The organism is uncultured Methanobrevibacter sp. (assembly GCF_947166415.1).
In the GTDB taxonomy this organism is placed as follows: domain Archaea; phylum Methanobacteriota; class Methanobacteria; order Methanobacteriales; family Methanobacteriaceae; genus Methanocatella.
Map to the genome: position 1 here is coordinate 1 of NZ_CAMVEE010000033.1, position 19,385 is coordinate 19,385.

Sequence of the window (19,385 nt, forward strand, 5' to 3'; positions counted from 1 at the left end):
TTTGTATTTTTTAAAAAAATGCAAAAAATAAAATTTTCAAAAAATCACCAATGCCAATGGTGCAATAAAACAAACCTAAAAAATAAGCCTAAAAAAAATAAAAAGTAGAAGAAAACTCATGCTTCTTCTTCATCTTCTTCTTCGTCTTTTTCTTCTTCGGATACGATGACCATCTTCTGATTTTCCTCATCAACTTCCATGACAATAGGATCCTCTTCGATAGCACCAGGGTCTTTTTCTACACATTCGTTAATCTTTGATTGGATTGCTCCGATATCTTCAGTATCGATTAGGTCAATGATTTCTAATTGTTGTTGGAATCTTTCGATACCGTCGAGAGGAACGTTTTCTACGAAAGGAATAGCTCCGGTTGCTCCGATAATTTTCTTTTTATCAGGGTCTGCACCGTTGTCGTATAATGCTTGGATACTTTGACCGGTAATGTGGCCTTGCACTTCAGCGCCCGCCAATATCAGGAAACGAATGTTAGGGTTTGAAATGATGTTTGCGACAACTTTTTCTATTCCCAAGTTTTCTGTTTTACATGGACCTGCAATAGCTGCACCGGACAGTTCGGCTTCAATGTGGGAAGCTAAAGTTGTGACAGCTACTGGACTTTCTGGATCTCCTACAATATAGTCTCCACTGATTACTGGCCAACCATCTGCAGGAGCTTTTTTATCAGCCATTGTTATTTCCTCCTTTATTAATATGAATATGAATTTATTTCAAGTAATATTTAATAATTTTGAAATAATCCTAAAAGTAAAGTTCTGATGGCTTTCCGATATATTCAAAATCGTCCTTGTTTTTCAAATATTTGACTCCAATCACCTTACCGTCAGCAAATCTTGTAACGACAGACATTCCGTCATTGATATCGATAACTACTACTTTTACATTTTCTCCGCTTTCAGCTTCAAATTTGATAATCTCATCATTTTGAATCAATTTGGCTTCTTCGAACTCTTGACCAATGTCAGTTGAAAACCAATGCTGAGGCAATTTAACTCTAATGCCCAAATCATCTAAAACATCTTTAACATGCATAATAATCCCTCTTAATATCATTTATAAAAAGAAAATATATTTAAGTATTTTGTCACTTTTCAAGGGGTAAAAATAGAATAAATCCAATAAATGTTGATATTCGCAACAATTAATCTTCCATAAAAAAATTCAGAGTTACGGCAGTGCAACCCTGAATCAAATTTTTTCACGACTTGTTAATCAGTCAATTATATATTATAATTTCATACAATATAAAGTATTACATTTGTGTAAAAAATATATTCCATTTAGTGATGAAATTCCCATAAAAGATTGAAAAAATGAATTAAAAAAATAGTAGGTTAAGAGTTAGTGAAAACTCTTGAATTATAATTTAAAACCTGTTCCTACAAATTGGGCAACATCACGGCCCAAATCGTCTGAAACATTTACAATAACGATAGAAGAAGTCCTTCCGCTTTTTCTGCATGTTGCCTCAGCAATCAATTTGTCTCCTTTTGGAGCGGACAAATAGTTAATACTGACCTGTTGGGCCACTGTCAATTGATGAATCTGATTTGAAAGGACTGCAAAAGCAAAGTCAGCCAATGTGAAAATTACACCACCCATCACACCGCCATAGGCGTTTTTATGATCATCTTTTAATTCCAAACTGCAGACTGCCTCATCTTCAGTTAGGCTGTCCAGTGTAATTCCTGTGTTTACTGCAAACATATCCTTGTAAAAAAACTCTCTTGCACTTTCAACTGTTTCGAAATTCGCCATAATATCTACCTAATTAATAGTTGTTCATTATGTTAAATAAATATATAGAATTTTAAACAATGAATAGAATTTCCTTGAAAAATGGTAAAAAAGAAAAAAGTAACAAGAAATCTATTCGATTCGTTGTGCGAGGATTATGTGATACTACACTATTTAAATCTATTTTTTAATACTGCTTAAGATAAAAGTATTATTTAAGAAAAGAAATATTTAACAATAAAATCACCAACTATTTTTCAGGATAGGGATATGAAATATTAGAATTAACCTGAAAAACCCAACCGTCAAGAGAAAATCGCAATCATGAATCAGTATAATCAAAGTGAGAAGAAAGAAATAGGGAATAAATCAACGGTTCTTTGAATATTTTCACACTTATGTTCCCGGCTAAAAAATAAAAAAAGTAAGTAACTGCTAGAAGCGAGTTACTTGAAATTGATTCTATTTCAGTATCTGTATGCCCTGCGCCACACTGTCCATCATGTAGGTTGCACGGATTTTGTAGGTTTTACCAGCAATGAGCTTTGAAACCATACTCTGAGTCACTTTGAATTGTGCAACGCCGTTTTTGTCTGTTTTGATGGTGTATTGCTTTTTCATGAATGTGACAATGACACTTTTGCCTTTAATCGGACCTGTTCCTTTCAGGGTTATTTTTATGGTTGTGGTTTTTGCGGATTTGCTGACTTTTGAAAGTTTAGGCAAATTCACAACGCTTTTAATAACCAGATTGCCCAATTTGGTTGTCTTGTTGTTGTGTTGGGCTATTACGGTGTATGTTCCCGGTTTGTAGGCCTTGGTGAACTCGGCAATTCCGCTGGCATCAGTTCTGACTTTCAGCCTGTACATGTCCATGAAATTGATGGTCAGAACACCGCTCTTGATTGGATTGCCATCAACGTCGATCACCTTAATTTTTGAAATCCCCTTTTTGGAATCCGAACCCATATCAGTGTTGTAGTAGTAATAGGTAAATGTGTTGAGCCGGGTTACCTTAGTGGATTTGACTACAGCGTTTAGGGTGGTTGAACTGTTCAAGTACTGGTCAGATTCATGATAGAAGATATCTGTCTTGTAGGTTTTTGAATATACCTTCTTGGATGTGAAGTTAGCAACACCATTTACCAATTCAGCAGGATATTCCCCTCCATTGAACTTGATTGTTAAATTGCCGTTGACTACAGGGTCAGAATTGATAATAATATTAACGGCAAAACCGTCATCTAAAACACTGACATTATAAGTGGCATTGAGATTTAAGGAAGCTTTACTGATGCTTATAGTAGCATTGGTGATTGTTACATTGCTTAATTCTGTGTATGACGCATTGACTTGATAGTCCCCATAATCATCAAATGTATGCACTGCCCACCAAATTCCACCAGTGTAATTTGCACTGATTTCAGTGCCGTTTGGCAAGATAAACCGTAATATACCTTGTATAATATCGTTTGGGATATTGGATTTTGCAGTGATGTTTACTATCTTGTTGTTGGTTGTGACTGGGGTCACATTTACATAATATGGAATGTTAGGTATTATTTTTATTGTTCTATTGATTGGTTGAAACTCTTCATATTCAGTGTTGAAAACAGCAATGTAAAATCCTACAGGCAAATCTGGAATCCATCCTTCACCGCTTAAACAGCTGTAATTGCCCACCCATTCATTATTAGAGTATACGCTTATTGAGATATTTCCATTATATACTGGCATACTGCTGTTAGTTTTTAAGTCAAATGTTAATTTCCTACCAGAATTAAAAACATCCGTGAAATTATCAACGTTCAAAGTAGGGGAAAGAATATGTACTTGATAATGAGAATCCGAATCTGTTTTAAAAATACAGGTATCAGCAGTAGCAGCCCACATATAATAACTTAAAATAGCTCCACCCCAATTAGCGGAGTTCTTAAGAAAATTACAATTTGACACATTACAAACATAACCCCCAATAAAATAAATCGCACCCCCATTAGAAGCAGTGTTATTAGTAAAATTACAATTTTCAACAGTACCCGCATGAATCCAGATAGCACCACCATCAATAGTTGCTTGGTTGTTATTGAAATTACAATTTGACACATTACCCTTACTACAGAAGTTAACTGCACCACCGTGACCATAAGTGGCAGTGTTATTAGTAAAATTACAATTTTCAACAGTACCCGAATAAATCCAGATAGCACCACCACTACTAGCGGTTGCATGGTTATCAGTAAAATTACAATTTTTAACAGTACCCGAACCTTCAAAATTGATAGCACCACCATAATTAGAAGCAGTGTTGTTAGTAAAATTACAATTTATCACCCTACCCGATTGGGCAAAATATACTGCTCCACCGTCACCATTATAGTTGGCATTTTTAATAGTCAGATTTTTAATTGTTACGTCGCTTGTCCGTATGTTGAATACTCTTGCTTGACCTTTGGCATCTATAGTATGTCCTTTTCCGTCGATTGTTATTGTTCTATCGATTGTGATTCCTTTTGTATCAAAATCATCATTATATTCATAGTTTCTGTCCAGTTCTAATGTGCTGTTTGGTGATGTTGCAGCGATATTATTTTGCAGGTCAGTGAATGTTCCTGTATTTGCCTGACTTATTATTTCTTTATCATTTGATTGCCCAATAGCTTGATTGTTATCGTTTAGGCTTATTTCTTCATTTTGGAATATTTCTATTGTTGTTGTTTGATCAGTGGCTATTGCCGTTTCATTGGCATCACTGGCGCTGACGTTTGCAATGCTTATGAAAAAAACAGCTAGCATTATAATGATCATGCTTTTTTTGAATTCCATAATCATCTTCTCCTTTGAATAATATTTTGATAAAAATGTTTTATTTTAAACGAACAATCGATAGTGCACTTGTTTTTGTCTAAAACATTCAAAATATGTTTAAAATTCTATCAATAAATATATTTATATATAACTGAAATGAAGATAAGAGAGCCGGTAAACTGATATTTATAAACTGGCCTATTTTTCATATGAAATTGATATAAAATGATTGTCAATAAAATTACAATATAACTAAATGAAAATAAAATAAATAAAAAAAGAAGAGTTAAAAACTCTTAAAAATAAATTTACACAATTCCTTGTGCGTTCATAGCGTCAACTACTTTTTTGAATCCTGCAATGTTTGCTCCTGCAACATAGTTTTTGTCCATGCCGTATTCTTCAGCAGCAGCTGCAGCATTTTCGAAAATAGTTTCCATAATGGTTTGGAGTCTGCTGTCAACTTCTTCGAAAGTCCATGATAATCTTTCTGAGTTTTGAGACATTTCTAAAGCGGAAGTAGCTACTCCACCAGCATTGGATGCTTTACCTGGTGCGAATAATACGCCATTTTCCTGGAGGTATTCAGTTGCTTCAATGGTTGTTGGCATGTTTGCTCCTTCAGCAACAGCAATTACGCCATTTTCAACCAAGATTTTAGCGTCTTCTAATTGCAATTCGTTTTGGGTAGCGCATGGTAAAGCGATGTCACATTTAATGGTCCATACGCCTTTTCCTTCATGGTATTCAGCGGATGGTCTTGCTTCAGCGTATGCAGTTAATCTTTCACGTCTTACTTCTTTTACTTCTTTTAGCAATTCAACATCGATTCCTTCAGGATCATAAATCCAACCGCTTGAATCGGAACAGGTTACAACTTTTCCACCTAATTGTTGAGCTTTTTGGATTGCGTAAGTTGCCACGTTACCTGCACCTGATACCACAATGGTTTTTCCTGCGATATCAATATCGTTTGCTTTTAACATTGCATTAGTGAAGTATAATAATCCATATCCGGTAGCTTCAGTTCTTGCTAAGGAACCACCGAAAGATAATCCTTTACCAGTTAATACTCCTTCGTATAATCCTCTGATTCTTTTGTATTGACCGAATAAGTAACCGATTTCGCGACCGCCTACTCCAATATCTCCAGCAGGCACATCAGTATCAGCACCAATGTATTTGCATAATTCAGTCATGAAACTTTGACAGAATGCCATGATTTCTCTGTCGGATTTTCCTTTAGGATCAAAGTCAGATCCACCTTTACCTCCGCCGATTGGAAGGCCGGTTAAGGAGTTTTTGAAAATTTGTTCGAAACCTAAGAATTTAATAATACCTACATTTACGGATGGGTGGAAACGTAAACCACCTTTGTAAGGTCCGATTGCACTGTTGAATTGTACACGGTAACCGGTGTTGACTTGAACTTGGCCGTTGTCGTCTACCCATGGGACACGGAATTTGAATTGTCTTTCCGGATTGGTCAATCTTTCAAGAAGTGCATTTTTTCTGTATTCTTCTTCGTTTTCTTCGATTACAACCCTTAAGGATTCCAATACTTCGCGTACAGCTTGATGGAATTCCGGTTCTGAAGGGTTTTGTTCAATAATGGTTTCAATTACTTCGTCTACGTATGACAAAAACATTCCTCCAAATTATATTTCAATAATATCATTAAATTTTCAAGATTTTAACTGGCTTGCAGCATATATTTAACAATATAATATATAATATGAAACTTCTAATATTTAAATATTTTTCAATATTTAAAAGAATAATCGAATATTATTCATTAAAATTAATATATCTCTTAAACAAACTACAATATTTATAAAAAAAATTATTAGAATAAATATAGCTTTTGATAGATTAATCTACAATCGACCATCAAAAGTATTAATTGATGTACAAAGTCGGAAAATATCTTCCAACAAAAAATGCCGAAACTTTGAAGAACAAATTGTACAAAAATCCGGACATTTTTGAATGAAATTTAAAACAAAAGCAATGCAAAACCCATAATTTTTAGACAAAATTATATGGATTTAGAAAAACAATATTATTATATATACCATAATTAACAAATTACTCTACAAAGTTCTATGAAATTTTTATTTTTATGGCCAAAGTGATAAAATGAAAGTGACAAAAATTTCCAAATCACAATACGAAGCTCTGAAAGAGACTTACCTGCACAAGAACAGATGCATGTATTCACTTTATAGGGAATTGAATGGAGAAATAGAAATAGATAAACAGATATTTTTTAGAATAATAAATAAAATACGTGCAGAAGAAGGATTGAAGCCGTTCTACTACTCAAAAAAACAAAATAAAAAAAGTAATATCAATAAGTATCCGACTTATCAATATTCAACATAATACCTTAGAATTGCACCGATTCCACCAAACGCCCGGAATAGCTGCATACCCTCTTCAGTTTCAGTGGAGATGAATTCAACATCAGTATTCATTTCTTCAGCTTTTTCTACAAATTCATCAGCCAAATCAATAGAATCTGTTTCTTTTAAAAGTTCATTGCAGTTTGGACATCTCTCTTCGATCTTATCGGCTTCAGCCTGAGTTTTGACTGTGAATTCTTCTTGTGTTCCGCAGCTAGGACATGTGAATGTCTTGCGCATGCTTGTCAAGTCTTCGGATAAAAGCAATATGTCGACTGCACCCATTATCAAGTTGTTCCTAACTTCGTCTTCACCGTAGGAGTAAAGACCCTTATCCTTTCTTAATTCCTGAATGAATCTTTGAACAAGCTTTTTTTCCTGCATTACATCAAGGTTTGCCAAATCATCAGCTGATTTTGCGATGACCTCACGGATACCCTCTTCACCGGTGTAGGAAGTATCCACTATGGACATGACCTTGTCCTTGAGTTCATATTGAAGGTAATCCCCTTCATAGAAATCCTTTTTAGTAAAACCAGGTCCACCAAGAATAATACCTTTAAGGTCATCCTTATGCGGAAGGAATGCTTCGTTCATGTGATCTCCAATACGTTTTAAGAATTGGTGAGCCAAATCTTCAATTACACGGTCAAACCTTCTTTGTGATTGACCCCCTGCCTTATGCTTTCCAGGAACACCACTAGTCAAATGGCCGAGAATTGTTTCCTTTTTACCTTTCAAAGTAGCATATGTAGCTTCATTTCTGTCAATTACCGCAACACCGTAAACGTCACGCTCTTCAATCATGTATTCCAAAGGCTCTAGGAAAAATTCGTTGTTACATTTGTACCAGTAAGTGGTGACCGGTTCAGGCGGTTCGATGATGTACTTTTCCATTTTTTCAGTTCCAGGACCGCCTTTAGGAATCATTCCCACAAACAATACCAAACCTGTTTCAGGAGGTTGTCTGTATAATTTAATGCTTTCTAAAATTACCGCGATTGCAGACTGTACATTTTTCCTTGTTTGTTTACTCTTAATGTTAGCACTCTGACCCATTTCATCTCTCATGTGCTTACCAACATCACTCAATTGTTTAGTTGGGGGAATGTAAACGGAAACAAGCTCAGTACCTCTGCCTCTTTTACTTGCCAATTCCTTTAATGTTTTTTTAAATTCATATAATTCTTTTGATGATACTTCAGCCATGTTATCCCTATAAAAATTAAATTAATATAATAGTAATAGATATCTTTTTTTAAATATAAATAATTAATGAAAAAATCAGTCTAATTTCGGATTTCCATATCTTTCAAATAATTTAATATCCTTTCCATCGATTGTGCCTATCTCAAGCAAATCCATTTGTGTGATTTCCATCACTTCACGAGCCAGATGAACATAGGTATCAGGATAGTCATTGTATCCGAATAGATGCCATATCACATCGCCTTCAAAGACGATTTCAAGATACCAGTCATATCCTTCCAAATCATCCGGATCATGATTTTTGGATTTTTGATGATACTCATCCTGAGTCCATAGGTAAACATGATACCTTTCAAGAAGGTCCAGGATTAGATTTTCATCATCGCTTGTGAGCTCCCTTTCGATGTAACCCTGAACGACCCTTTTTGGAAAATCAACAATCAGCCTTGGGTGAGGCAATTCATAAGGGTGGCACCGGTAATGTCCGAATTCGATTGTTTTAAGTGCCAATTTCTCACCATCCAAGTAAACGCCATCCTTTTTAATGCCATAATACAATGGAGTGGCCAGATGCTTTTGATGATTCAGATGCAGGACATCGAAACCGAAAAATTCCTTCAAAAACTCTCCAAATTCCATCCAATTGTCTGGAAAATTGTTCTTGAAGGAGTATTCCTCAAAACCGTCTGTCGAATATATGATTACAATGCATGAATAAATCAGTTCAAGCTTTTCAAAATAAGAAAAGTCCTCAGATTCGTAGTCTTGAAATAAATTCAAACTTTTAAAATTGAAAAGAAACTCTTCAGATTGTTTATTGTCGAATTTACGTATTTCACTGGTCATTTTGCGTCGCAAATCAACTAGGATATCAATCCATGAATCATCACAGATGCTGTTTTCCTGCAGGAACTTATCCCCACTGCCCCTTTCAGAAATTTTGTAATATGCCATACCATTAACAAAATCAATCGTGAAGCATTCATAGTGGCGATTAAGCCTTTTAAAATTAAATCTTTGAGTAATTTCAATCTTTTCAATCATAGCCAACAAATCGCAGTATTATAAATATACTTTTGACATTACAATATATTAAATTATCAGCTAATCAAAATCTTTATTAATTAATTAGAGTTAAATTAATAAAATAAGTGATATTATGATTAGAAGATGCCCTCAATGCGGTAGCACAAATGATGATATATACGGTTTTTGCATAAAATGTGGTTATGAATATCCTAAAATCGACAAAAATGCAATGTTATGCCCATTATGCGGATACCAGAATCCTGATGAAGCTGATTTCTGCGTCAAATGCGGAACACCATTATTATTTAAAAATCAGTTTGAAAAAAATCCGAACTCAACAAATCAGGTAATAATCAATACAGGAAACATCAAAAAAGTAACTAATTCTAATCATTCACAAACAAGCAAACTCATAATTTATTTAGGATACTTCTTTTCAATTCTTGGAAGCATAATCGGATTGATAATAGCTGTTTATCTCATTACCAGAAAGGACAGAAACGCTAAAAAACATGGCTACATCCAATTGGCGATTATCCTATTCTACATTGCCCTCATTGCAATACTGTATTCAACAGGAGCCATTCCTCCGGAAGTTATTGCAGAATACAAGCAATTACTGGCTGGAAACTCTACCCTTCTTTAAAGGCAGATACATTATTATTGCTCCTTCGCCGGAATCATAGTATCCCGGCACGACCCTATCTTTTTTAAAATGAAACTGCTCATAAAACTTAACGGCGCCGTCATTGCTCTCTCGGACTTCAAGATAAATTGTATCGATATTGAGCAGAGACAAAATTGCGATGGCTTTAACAAGCAGCTGGGTTCCTGCACCCAACCTGCGATAATTCTTATCAACAGCTATTGAGATGATGTGGCCCTGATTTTCGTATTTTATCCAAAACATTACATATCCTACTACGTAACCGTCTTCCTCAGCGACCAAAAATCCGATGCCCATTTCATACAGCTGCTGAAACATGTTTATTCCATATGACTGGTCGAATGACATGTTTTCAATTTCATAAACTCTCTTTAAGTCTTTTGGAACAAACTTTCTAACTAACATACTAAAAAATAATTTACACTAACATCTATTTAATATTAACTAAAGCATTTATTCTTCAATTAAAAAATCTTCATAGACTAACGTATTCAATTCCTCATCGGTGATTTCACTTTGAGGGGCCAACCTGTTTGCCTGTGCGGTTATCACCTCTTCAAAGAAGTTACGGACTGCACGTCCATTGGCAAAATTGCTGGATTTGTGCTCATACATCAGCTCGAAGTACTGCTTTATGTATTCATCACCGGCCTTATCCATCGTAAGGTTGGCTTCATCGCACATCAGCCAGAAAATTTCATATAATTCCCATGCATTGTAGTCTTCAAAATAAATGAATTTGTTGAATCTTGATTCAAGTCCAGGATTTGAATGAAGGAACCTGTCCATCAGCTCAGGATATCCCGCTACAATGACAATGAAGTCATCACGATTGTCTTCCATAGCCTTCAAGATTGTGTCGATGGCTTCCTTTCCATAATCGTTTTCGCTTGCCTGGGCAAGTGAGTAAGCTTCATCGATGAATAGGATTCCACCCATTGCGCTCTGGATAACCTCTTGTGTTTTGAGTGCAGTCTGGCCAACATATCCTCCGACAAGACCTGATCTGTCAGTTTCAACAAGATGTCCCTTTGAAAGCAAACCTATTTCGTGATAAATCTCTGACAGCAAACGGGCCACAGTGGTTTTCCCCGTTCCGGGATTTCCGGAAAATACCAGATGAAGACTCATTGGCGGCTGCTTGATGCCCCTGTCCTGCCTCAATTTCCTTATCTGAACTAAATTGATTAGTGAATTGACATCCTTTTTTACCTTTTCAAGACCTACCAGCTTATTGAGTTCCTCAAGATAGTCATCCAGCTTTTTTATATCCTCGCCAGAACTTTCGCTTTCAGTCTCCTTATCTTCGGATTTGATACCGTTTAAAAATCTGTTTGTGGTCTCGTTCATCAAATCGACCGGTGAATCTATGTTCAGCCGGTTTTTCAAATCGGCAATGAACTCGTTGTATCTGGTCAATACTGCATCATCAATGTCTGTTCCATCAACAAATACAAAAAGTCCTCCGCATATCCTGAAGCATTCAAATAAGTTGTCACGAAGAGACTCATATATTCCAAATTCGCTTGAAAACTCATCTATTTCACAGGCATATTCAACAGATGGCAGAAGCCCGTCGCCGAGTTCTATATTGCTTAAATTCAAGATATCCTCTTCACAGTAAGTGGTATCCAAAAGGGAATTGATAAATTCCAATTCGTTTTCAGTGATTTTATCATCACCCAATCCCAAATAGCTAAACCATTTGAACAGATCATCAAAAATGACGCTTTCAATGTTGATATCCTTAAGTGATGGGGAAAAATCCTTTAGAGTGCTGATTGTCCTTGTTACGAACAGCAAGCTGTTGAAATAGTTTTTTATATAATCAATCTGATACTTTTCAACTTCCCCGCCACACAGCGGACATGTGCCGCTTGTATTATCCACTACATTTTTGCAATTTTTACAGATAGTCCACTCAATCATACGAATACCAAAAATTTAATTCCAATAATCTTATTTATTAAACTATAATAAATATAAATTGTGTTTAAATTTGAAGCCAAAAGGATATATTTAATAATTTTAATTAAATAAAATTTAGTTTAAGGAGTTAGAAAAATGTGGCAAGATTTTGGAGAATATATCCTTAGCGAAGTTGGGGACAAAAAGGTCACAATTGCAGAAATTGCTGTTGGAAAGTTTGATAAGATCTCTAAAATGCTGGAATCAAAGGAAAATATCACACTGATTAAAACAGATATCAATCCCAATGATGAAAGCATCATTAAAGACGATATCACAAATCCCAACCTTGAATTGTACGAAAATGTGGACCTAATTTATTCCATCAGACCCCCAAGCGAGCTTCAGCCACATCTTGTGAATTTGGCTAAAGAAATTGATGCCGAACTGATTATAAAGCCCCTGACTGGGGAGGACCTGAATACTCCAAGAGTGAGAATGGAACTGAAAAACTACAACAAAGCAAGTTTCTACATATTAAAGTGATGTTATGAAAGACATATTGACCAAATATAAAACATCTATCGATGGATTGAGCTCACAGGAAGTCATAAAAAGACAGGAAATTTACGGCTTAAACGAGCTTGAAGAGAAAAAGCCAACTCCAGTTTACATGCTGTTTCTATCCCAATTCGTAGATATCCTGATTGCTCTTCTTTTAATTGCAGCGATTGCAGCTTATGCAATTGGGGACGTAATAGACGCCTGCGTAATCATACTTGCAGTATTGCTGAATACCATACTGGGCTTCATCCAGGAATACCGATCTCAAAAAGCGGTTGAAACTCTCAAAAGCATGATGGTTAAAAGGGCTATCGTTAAACGTGAAAATCATGTTGAAGAAATCGATTCGAAACTATTGACTGTTGGAGATATCGTGATTCTTGAAGAAGGAAACAAATCCCCTGCTGATTTGACATTGATTGAAGCTAAAAACCTGAGCTGTGATGAATCATACCTGACAGGAGAATCAGAGAGCGTTTTAAAAGAAGCTAATGATGATGTTTATATGGATTCCAGCGTGCTTTCAGGCCACGCCATAGGTGTCGTTAAAAAAATAGGAATGGATACTGAAATCGGTAAGATTGCCGACATTGTCCAGGAGGAAAGCGATGAAACACCACTTAAGGAAAAGGTTGGAAAACTTGGAAAAATATTATCTGCAATAGCTATCGTTGTATGTATTGCCATTTTCATTTTGGAATTGATGCAGGGAACTGAATTGGTTGAAACATTCATGACTGCAGTTTCACTTGCCGTTGCCGCAATTCCGGAAGGCCTTCCTGCAGTTTTGACACTGACCCTTGCATTAGGCATGCAGGAAATGGCAAGATCCAACGCCATCGTAAAAAAACTTCTTTCCGTAGAAACACTTGGGTCATGTACTGTAATATGCAGTGATAAAACAGGTACCCTGACTGAAAACAAAATGACTGTAGTCGATAGTTTTTACACAAACAAGGATAAAACTCTTCTTATTGGTAATTTATGCAATAATGCAGTAATCAATGATGGAGAAGTAATCGGAGACCAAACTGATGGAGCAATCCTGAAGTTCTGCAAAGATTCAAAAATTAATTATGAAAGGGTCGATGAAATCCCATTTGACAGTAATCGTAAAATGATGACTACTATACATAGACTAGACAATCAAAAAGATATTGTTTTAACCAAAGGTGCTCCAGAATTAATTATAGATAAATGCAAATACATAGATAATGATGGAACTATTGAAATAATTGATGATAAAACCAAGGAAATGCTATCCAAAAAAATTGGGGAAATGAGTGGGAAAGCATTGAGGGTAATCGGTTTTGCATACAAGGATTATGATGAAAATCCACCTGAAGAAGATTTGATTTTTACAGGATTGCTGGGTTTAATAGACCCTCCAAGAGACAGCGCCAAAAAGGCTGTTGAAGACTGCATCAAAGCAGGAATAAAAGTAGTGATGATTACTGGAGATCATGAAAAAACTGCCTGCGCCATTGCAAAGCACTTAGGAATTTTGACCGACGGAAGAATAATAACAGGCGCAGAATTAAACGACTTGAGTGACGACGAGTATCTGGCCATTGCCCCCGATATTCAGGTTTATGCCAGAGTAAAACCTGTGCAGAAGATGAGAATTGTCGAAGCATTGAAACAATTGGACAATATCGTTGCAATGACCGGTGATGGAATCAATGATGCTCCCGCACTTAAAAAAGCATCCATTGGAGTGGCAATGGGTAACGGTACCGATGTTGCAAAAGAATCCGCAGACATGATTCTACAAGACAACAATTTCTCAACAATAGTCAAGGCTATTGAAGAGGGAAGGAAAATCTATGATAACATCAAAAGATTTGTCAAATTCCAGGTATCCACAAATGTAGGGGCCATCTTAACAATAGTTGGAACATCCCTCCTTTCACTGCCAATACCGTTTAATCCTGTTCAGCTGTTATGGTTGAACATCGTTATGGACGGACCTCCCGCACAGACATTGGGAATGGAAGGGGCAGAAAAGAATCTTATGGAACGCCCTCCCGAAACAGGAGACATTTTAACAAAAAGCACATTGCTTAAGATATTCCTGTCAGGACTTGTCATGGCTCTTGGAACAATATGTGTTTATTCCTATAAACTGTCTACAGGAATCCCAACAAAAAAGGCAATGACCGTCGCATTCACATTATTCGTGATATACCAGTTATTTAACGCATACAATGGAAAATCCAACTCAGACACTTCAAGCAAATATTTGTATATGGGAATAATCCTATCATTCATACTCCAAGTGCTGATAATATACTTGCCGCAACTCCAGCTGATCTTTAGAACAACATCAATCGATTTGGCTGAATGGATACTGATTATGATTGTGGCATCAACAATAATCATTGCAGAGAAAATAATGAATAGGGTGATACAATGAACATATTTCTATTAGGCGGGACAAAAGATTCAATCAATATCATAGAACACATAAAAAAAGACTATGACGCATTCATATTGACTACAACCACAACAGAATACGGTGCAAAGCTTGCCCGTGAGGGAGGAAGTGACAAAACAATTGCAAAACCTCTTCCCAAAGATGAGATAATGGCAATATTGGGCGAAAATCATTTTGATTTGGTGATTGATGCAACCCATCCGTTTGCAAGCCACATCACCCAGACAATTATCGACGTTACAAATCAATTAAAAATACCATATATCCGCTTTGAGAGACCTACCACCAACCTTGAAAACATAGACACATCCAACATCCATTATGTTAAATCATTTGACAATGCAGGAAAGTTAATAACTGAAAAATTCAATCAAGGAAACGTGCTGCATTTTGCAGGAGCCAACACCATGGAGGATATCCTGAAATACGTTTCACCAGAGAGGTTCTATCCAAGAATCCTTAAAGTTGAAAGCTCCATAAAAAAATGTGAAAGACTGAATATCTCACCGGACCACATCATCTCCATGAACGGCGCTGCAAGCACACAGGAAAACATCACCCTTATTGAAAAATACGACGCCTGCGTTATGATAACCAAAGAAAGCGGAGAAATAGGTGGGGTGATTGATAAAATCCAGGCTGCAAATGAAAAGAATATTGCCGTAGTGATGATACAAAGGCCAGAAATAGATAACTTGAATAAAAACGATGTAATATCCGATTTAGATGAATTGGATATTAAACTAAAAAACTTTTTTTAAAAAAAATAGATATAAATAAACGCCGAGACTGGGATTTGAACCCAGGCGAGGGTTACCTCACAGGATTTCAAGTCCTGCGCCTTACCAGACTAGACTATCTCGGCATATGAAAAGGAATATTTAGAAAAGGAATCTAAATATTTATCCTTTAAGTTCAATTTCAATACTTACATTATCAGGAACGTTGACTTTCATTACTTGTCTCATTGCACGTTCATCAGCTCCAATACCGATTAAACGTTTGTGGATCCTGAGTTCCCATTTTTCCCAAGAAGCTTTACCTTCTCCATCTGGAGATTTTCTTGTTGGTACAACTAATCTTTTAGTTGGTAATGGAATAGGACCGGATAAGTCGACACCAGTTCTTTCAGCGATTTTTTTAAGTTGATCACATACGTATGCTAATTTTTCTGGGTCGGTTCCAGTAAGCTTAATTCTTGCTTGATTCATTTATTTTCCTCCAAAAACAAAAAGAAAGAAAGTATAAAAATACTTTCTAGTTATTGTTTACAAACTTATTTTGCTGCGGTAACTTTGAGACATAAACCAGCTGCAACAGTTTGACCCATATCTCTGATAGCAAATCTACCCATAGGTGGAATGTTTTTAGCTTCTTCCATAACCATTGGTTTGGTAGGTTTGATTTGTACAATAGCTGCGTCACCAGTTTTGATGAAGTCAGGTTTGTCAGCTTGAGGTTGACCGGTTGCAGGGTCTAATTTAGAAGTTAATTCTAAGAAAGTACATGCAGTTTGTGAGGTGTGACAGTGGAATACAGGGGTGTATCCAACGGTGATTACACCAGGGTGTTGTAATACAACAACTTGTGCAGTAAATTCTTTAGCTACAGTAGGAGCATCAGAAGTGTGTCCAGCTACGTCTCCTCTTCTGATATCGTTTTTACCTACACCTCTTACGTTGAATCCGATGTTGTCACCAGGTTCAGCTTCAGGGAATGTTTCGTGGTGCATTTCGATAGATTTTACTTCACCGGAAACTCCAGCAGGTTCAAAGATAACGTTTTCACCTTTTTTCATGATACCGGTTTCAACTCTTCCTACAGGTACGGTTCCTACACCAGTAATGGAGTAAACGTCTTGAATAGGAATTCTTAATGGTAAGTCGACAGGTTTTTCAGGTGGAGTTAATTTGTCTAACTCGGTCATGAGAGCGTCGCCTTTGTACCAGGTCATGTTGTCACTTTTTTCTTTGATGTTGTCTCCTTCAAATGCAGACATTGGGATGAAAGGAGTGGTTGCTGGGTCTCTACCAATAGATTTGAGTAAAGTACCTACTTCTTCTTTTACTTCGTTGAATTTGTCTTCGCTGTAATCAACCATATCCATTTTGTTAACAGCAATGATTAATTGTTTGATACCTAAAGTCATGGATAAGAACATGTGTTCTTTGGTTTGAGGCATTACACCGTCGTTAGCAGCTACTACTAAAACAGCTGCGTCAGCTTGGGATGCACCAGTGATCATGTTTTTAACGAAGTCTCTGTGTCCAGGACAGTCTACAACAGTGTAGTCGTATTTGTTGGTGGAGAATTTTTGGTGAGCTAAGTCGATAGTTACTCCTCTTTCTCTTTCTTCTCCTAATTTGTCCATAACAAATCTGAATTTGTCTTCACCTTCGTCTAATTGTTGTTCAGCGATTGCACCAGCTTTTAATAATAAGTGTCCAACTAAAGTGGATTTTCCGTGGTCAACGTGTCCAATAAATGCTAAGTTAATATGTTCTTTTTCTTTTGCCATTATAATAACCTCTTTTGTAATATTAACAAATATCTATAAGCTTAAATGATAGCTTAAATTTAATTTATATTTTAACATATAAATAGATATGTTTTTTTTATGAAATTTTAATAAAAAAATATAAAAAATTAAAAATAAATTTTAATTTTATAAATCACCTAAGTAGTGGCTTGCAGGGAATGGTTCTGCAGATAAGCCTTTTCTTTGTCTGATTTCCCTTACGATTTGATTTTGCATCTCACGTGGGAGTGGTTCAAATCCAGCAATTTCAGTAGACCATAAACATCTACCTTCAGCAGCAGATCTGATATCACCAGCGAAACCGAACATTTCAGCTACAGGTACTTTGGATTCAATTCTAGCCATGTCACCGGTTTCTTGACCCATGTTGACAATTTGACCTCTTCTGTTTTGAATCTCACGAGTACATGAACCCATATAATCGTTAGGAGTATCAATAACTACTTTTTGCATAGGTTCGAGTAAAGCAGGTTCTGCTAACATCATGGAACCTAAGATAGCATTTCTGATTGCAGGCAATACTTGTGCAGGTCCTCTGTGAACTGCGTCTTCGTGAAGTTTTGCATCGTGGAGTTTGAATTTTAATCCCATGGAAATTTCGTTTCCTAAAGGACCGTTTTCTAAAGCGGATTCAAATCCTTCAAGTAATAACTCTTTAACTTCATCCAAGTATTGGATACCACGAGTCATGTTGATGAATAAGCTTCTGTTGTGTACAGCCCAAACTCTTCTAGCTTCTTCTTTATCTAAACCGAATTCCATAAAGTCATTAGCTGATTCTTTACCTTTAACTCTACCTTCTTTAATATCTCCTTCTTGAATAGCGTTGTAAAGCTCTTGTTCAAGAGGTTCAACAGTGATATAGAATCTGTTGTGTTTGTTTGGAGATTTACCTTCAACTTGTGGTGAAAGTTTTCTTACAGTTTCTCTGTATACTACAATAGGTTCGGAAGTGACAATGTCAACACCTTTCTCTTTAATTCTGTATCCGATAACTTCTAAGTGAAGTTCTCCCATACCTGATACTAAATGTTCACCGGTTTCTTCGTTAATTTCGATTTTAACGGTTGGATCTTCTTTACCGGTTTGTCTTAACACTTCAATCAATTTAGGTAAGTCTTTAGTATTTTTAGCTTCTACAGCTACAGTAACTACAGGTTCAGAGATGTGTTCTAATCCTTCGAATTCTTTAATCTTATCTTCAGGAGAACATAAGGTTTCACCAGCAATAGCACCTTTTGCACCAGCAATATATACAATGTTACCGGCAGGTACCTTATCGGTGTTAACTCTTTCAGGACCGAAGTATACACCTACTTGTTGTACTCTGGATTTACCGTGAGAACCTACCATGTAGACTTCAGTACCTTTTTCAATAGCTCCTCCGTATACCCTACCAGTAGCGATTTCACCAGCGTGTTTATCTACAGATACGTTGGTAACCATTACTGCTAAAGGTCCGTCAGGAGAAGTGTTTACCATACATTCACCAGCAGGAGAATCGATGTCTCCGTCCCAGATGTTAGGTACTCTGTAAACTTGAGCTTCTTTAGGAGAAGGTAAGTGTTCAACTACCATACCTAATAATACATCAGATAAAGGTACTTTTTGAGCTAATTCTCTTTCATTGTCAGCGTTACAGTAATCAATAATATGTTTGAAGTTGATTCCAGTTTCTTGCATGGTTGGAACGTTGATAGCCCAATTGTGGTATGCTGAACCGAATGCTACACTACCATCAGTGAAATCTAATGCCCATTCATCTTTTTTGTCTTCAGGAGCCATGTTTTTGATTAATTTGTTAGCTTCCATGAAGATTTTGATGAATCTGTTTTGTAACTCTTCAGGTTCTAATTTTAACTCGTTGATTAATCTGTCAACTTTGTTAATGAACAATACAGGTTTAACGTTTTCTTTTAATGCTTGTCTGAATACAGTTTCGGTTTGAGGCATGATACCTTCAACAGCACAAACTACAACTACTGCACCGTCTACAGCTCTCATAGCACGAGTTACGTCCCCACCAAAGTCAACGTGACCAGGGGTATCGATTAAGTTGATTAA

17 protein-coding genes and 1 tRNA gene are annotated in these 19,385 nt (G+C 36.2%); 5 read left to right on the plus strand and 13 right to left on the minus strand.

The window, feature by feature from the left end:
* Positions 1-116: 116 nt before the first annotated feature.
* The 5 genes from mtrA to gdhA all read right to left on the minus strand — a co-directional run bounded on the left by mtrA (position 117) and on the right by gdhA (position 6,206).
* Positions 117-689: a tetrahydromethanopterin S-methyltransferase subunit A gene (mtrA, locus tag Q0W25_RS07485; protein WP_298520791.1), complete on the minus strand. Its 573-nt coding sequence runs from the start codon at positions 687-689 to the stop codon at positions 117-119.
* Positions 690-759: 70 nt separating this feature from the next.
* Complete coding sequence (locus tag Q0W25_RS07490) at positions 760-1,050, minus strand: hypothetical protein (protein WP_297828244.1); 291 nt, start codon at positions 1,048-1,050, stop codon at positions 760-762.
* A 327-nt stretch (positions 1,051-1,377) separates the two neighbouring features.
* The gene (locus Q0W25_RS07495) at positions 1,378-1,776 is read right to left on the minus strand and encodes a PaaI family thioesterase (RefSeq protein WP_298520795.1); all 399 of its coding nucleotides are present in this window, start codon (positions 1,774-1,776) and stop codon (positions 1,378-1,380) included.
* A 441-nt stretch (positions 1,777-2,217) separates the two neighbouring features.
* Positions 2,218-4,581: a right-handed parallel beta-helix repeat-containing protein gene (locus Q0W25_RS07500; protein ID WP_298520798.1), complete on the minus strand. Its 2,364-nt coding sequence runs from the start codon at positions 4,579-4,581 to the stop codon at positions 2,218-2,220.
* 290 nt (positions 4,582-4,871) lie between these two features.
* Complete coding sequence (gdhA, locus tag Q0W25_RS07505) at positions 4,872-6,206, minus strand: NADP-specific glutamate dehydrogenase (RefSeq protein ID WP_298520801.1); 1,335 nt, start codon at positions 6,204-6,206, stop codon at positions 4,872-4,874.
* Positions 6,207-6,702: 496 nt separating this feature from the next.
* On the opposite strand from gdhA, the gene Q0W25_RS07510 reads away from it, so the two are divergent.
* On the plus strand, positions 6,703-6,948 hold the full coding sequence (locus tag Q0W25_RS07510; protein WP_297827984.1) for a hypothetical protein: 246 nt from the start codon (positions 6,703-6,705) through the stop codon (positions 6,946-6,948).
* Here Q0W25_RS07510 and prf1 read toward each other — a convergent pair.
* Positions 6,933-8,177: a peptide chain release factor aRF-1 gene (prf1, locus tag Q0W25_RS07515; RefSeq protein ID WP_298520804.1), complete on the minus strand. Its 1,245-nt coding sequence runs from the start codon at positions 8,175-8,177 to the stop codon at positions 6,933-6,935. The two genes, Q0W25_RS07510 and prf1, sit on opposite strands and share 16 nt — an antisense overlap.
* Before the next feature lie 75 nt (positions 8,178-8,252).
* On the minus strand, positions 8,253-9,221 hold the full coding sequence (locus Q0W25_RS07520) for a hypothetical protein (RefSeq protein ID WP_298520807.1): 969 nt from the start codon (positions 9,219-9,221) through the stop codon (positions 8,253-8,255).
* 115 nt (positions 9,222-9,336) lie between these two features.
* On the opposite strand from Q0W25_RS07520, the gene Q0W25_RS07525 reads away from it, so the two are divergent.
* Positions 9,337-9,852, plus strand: a complete 516-nt coding sequence (locus tag Q0W25_RS07525) for a zinc ribbon domain-containing protein (RefSeq protein WP_297827990.1) — start codon at positions 9,337-9,339, stop codon at positions 9,850-9,852.
* Here the strand turns inward: Q0W25_RS07525 and rimI are convergent.
* Positions 9,823-10,278: a ribosomal protein S18-alanine N-acetyltransferase gene (gene rimI, locus Q0W25_RS07530; protein WP_298520811.1), complete on the minus strand. Its 456-nt coding sequence runs from the start codon at positions 10,276-10,278 to the stop codon at positions 9,823-9,825. The genes Q0W25_RS07525 and rimI overlap by 30 nt on opposite strands.
* A gap of 48 nt (positions 10,279-10,326) precedes the next feature.
* The gene (locus tag Q0W25_RS07535; RefSeq protein WP_298520813.1) at positions 10,327-11,802 is read right to left on the minus strand and encodes an AAA family ATPase; all 1,476 of its coding nucleotides are present in this window, start codon (positions 11,800-11,802) and stop codon (positions 10,327-10,329) included.
* Positions 11,803-11,937: 135 nt separating this feature from the next.
* Between Q0W25_RS07535 and Q0W25_RS07540 the strand changes: the two genes are divergently transcribed.
* From Q0W25_RS07540 to cobK, 3 genes are read left to right on the plus strand one after another with little or no spacing between them, the layout of a single operon-like run.
* Complete coding sequence (locus Q0W25_RS07540; RefSeq protein ID WP_298520816.1) at positions 11,938-12,327, plus strand: UPF0146 family protein; 390 nt, start codon at positions 11,938-11,940, stop codon at positions 12,325-12,327.
* A gap of 4 nt (positions 12,328-12,331) precedes the next feature.
* Positions 12,332-14,761, plus strand: a complete 2,430-nt coding sequence (locus Q0W25_RS07545; RefSeq protein ID WP_298520818.1) for a calcium-translocating P-type ATPase, PMCA-type — start codon at positions 12,332-12,334, stop codon at positions 14,759-14,761.
* Positions 14,758-15,543: a precorrin-6A reductase gene (gene cobK, locus Q0W25_RS07550; protein WP_298520821.1), complete on the plus strand. Its 786-nt coding sequence runs from the start codon at positions 14,758-14,760 to the stop codon at positions 15,541-15,543. Before Q0W25_RS07545 ends, cobK begins: the two co-directional genes overlap by 4 nt.
* Before the next feature lie 20 nt (positions 15,544-15,563).
* Here the strand turns inward: cobK and Q0W25_RS07555 are convergent.
* From Q0W25_RS07555 to Q0W25_RS07570, 4 genes are all read right to left on the minus strand, one after another.
* Positions 15,564-15,647: transfer RNA gene (locus Q0W25_RS07555), tRNA-Ser, on the minus strand.
* Between the two features lie 37 nt (positions 15,648-15,684).
* Positions 15,685-15,993: a 30S ribosomal protein S10 gene (gene rpsJ, locus Q0W25_RS07560; RefSeq protein WP_292790777.1), complete on the minus strand. Its 309-nt coding sequence runs from the start codon at positions 15,991-15,993 to the stop codon at positions 15,685-15,687.
* 65 nt (positions 15,994-16,058) lie between these two features.
* Positions 16,059-17,300, minus strand: a complete 1,242-nt coding sequence (gene tuf / locus Q0W25_RS07565) for a translation elongation factor EF-1 subunit alpha (protein ID WP_298520824.1) — start codon at positions 17,298-17,300, stop codon at positions 16,059-16,061.
* 147 nt (positions 17,301-17,447) lie between these two features.
* The coding region (locus tag Q0W25_RS07570; protein WP_298520827.1) for an elongation factor EF-2 at positions 17,448-19,385 on the minus strand (1,938 nt) is incomplete at its 5' end.

Bases quoted from the DNA above. Each gene is read 5' to 3' on its own strand.
- mtrA (WP_298520791.1), bottom strand. From the start codon at position 689: ATGGCTGATAAAAAAGCTCCTGCAGATGGTTGGCCAGTAATCAGTGGA.
- Q0W25_RS07490 (WP_297828244.1), bottom strand. From the start codon at position 1,050: ATGCATGTTAAAGATGTTTTAGATGATTTGGGCATTAGAGTTAAATTG.
- Q0W25_RS07495 (WP_298520795.1), bottom strand. From the start codon at position 1,776: ATGGCGAATTTCGAAACAGTTGAAAGTGCAAGAGAGTTTTTTTACAAG.
- Q0W25_RS07500 (WP_298520798.1), bottom strand. From the start codon at position 4,581: ATGGAATTCAAAAAAAGCATGATCATTATAATGCTAGCTGTTTTTTTC.
- Q0W25_RS07510 (WP_297827984.1), top strand. From the start codon at position 6,703: ATGAAAGTGACAAAAATTTCCAAATCACAATACGAAGCTCTGAAAGAG.
- prf1 (WP_298520804.1), bottom strand. From the start codon at position 8,177: ATGGCTGAAGTATCATCAAAAGAATTATATGAATTTAAAAAAACATTA.
- Q0W25_RS07520 (WP_298520807.1), bottom strand. From the start codon at position 9,221: ATGATTGAAAAGATTGAAATTACTCAAAGATTTAATTTTAAAAGGCTT.
- Q0W25_RS07525 (WP_297827990.1), top strand. From the start codon at position 9,337: ATGATTAGAAGATGCCCTCAATGCGGTAGCACAAATGATGATATATAC.
- rimI (WP_298520811.1), bottom strand. From the start codon at position 10,278: ATGTTAGTTAGAAAGTTTGTTCCAAAAGACTTAAAGAGAGTTTATGAA.
- Q0W25_RS07535 (WP_298520813.1), bottom strand. From the start codon at position 11,802: ATGATTGAGTGGACTATCTGTAAAAATTGCAAAAATGTAGTGGATAAT.
- Q0W25_RS07540 (WP_298520816.1), top strand. From the start codon at position 11,938: ATGTGGCAAGATTTTGGAGAATATATCCTTAGCGAAGTTGGGGACAAA.
- Q0W25_RS07545 (WP_298520818.1), top strand. From the start codon at position 12,332: ATGAAAGACATATTGACCAAATATAAAACATCTATCGATGGATTGAGC.
- cobK (WP_298520821.1), top strand. From the start codon at position 14,758: ATGAACATATTTCTATTAGGCGGGACAAAAGATTCAATCAATATCATA.
- rpsJ (WP_292790777.1), bottom strand. From the start codon at position 15,993: ATGAATCAAGCAAGAATTAAGCTTACTGGAACCGACCCAGAAAAATTA.
- tuf (WP_298520824.1), bottom strand. From the start codon at position 17,300: ATGGCAAAAGAAAAAGAACATATTAACTTAGCATTTATTGGACACGTT.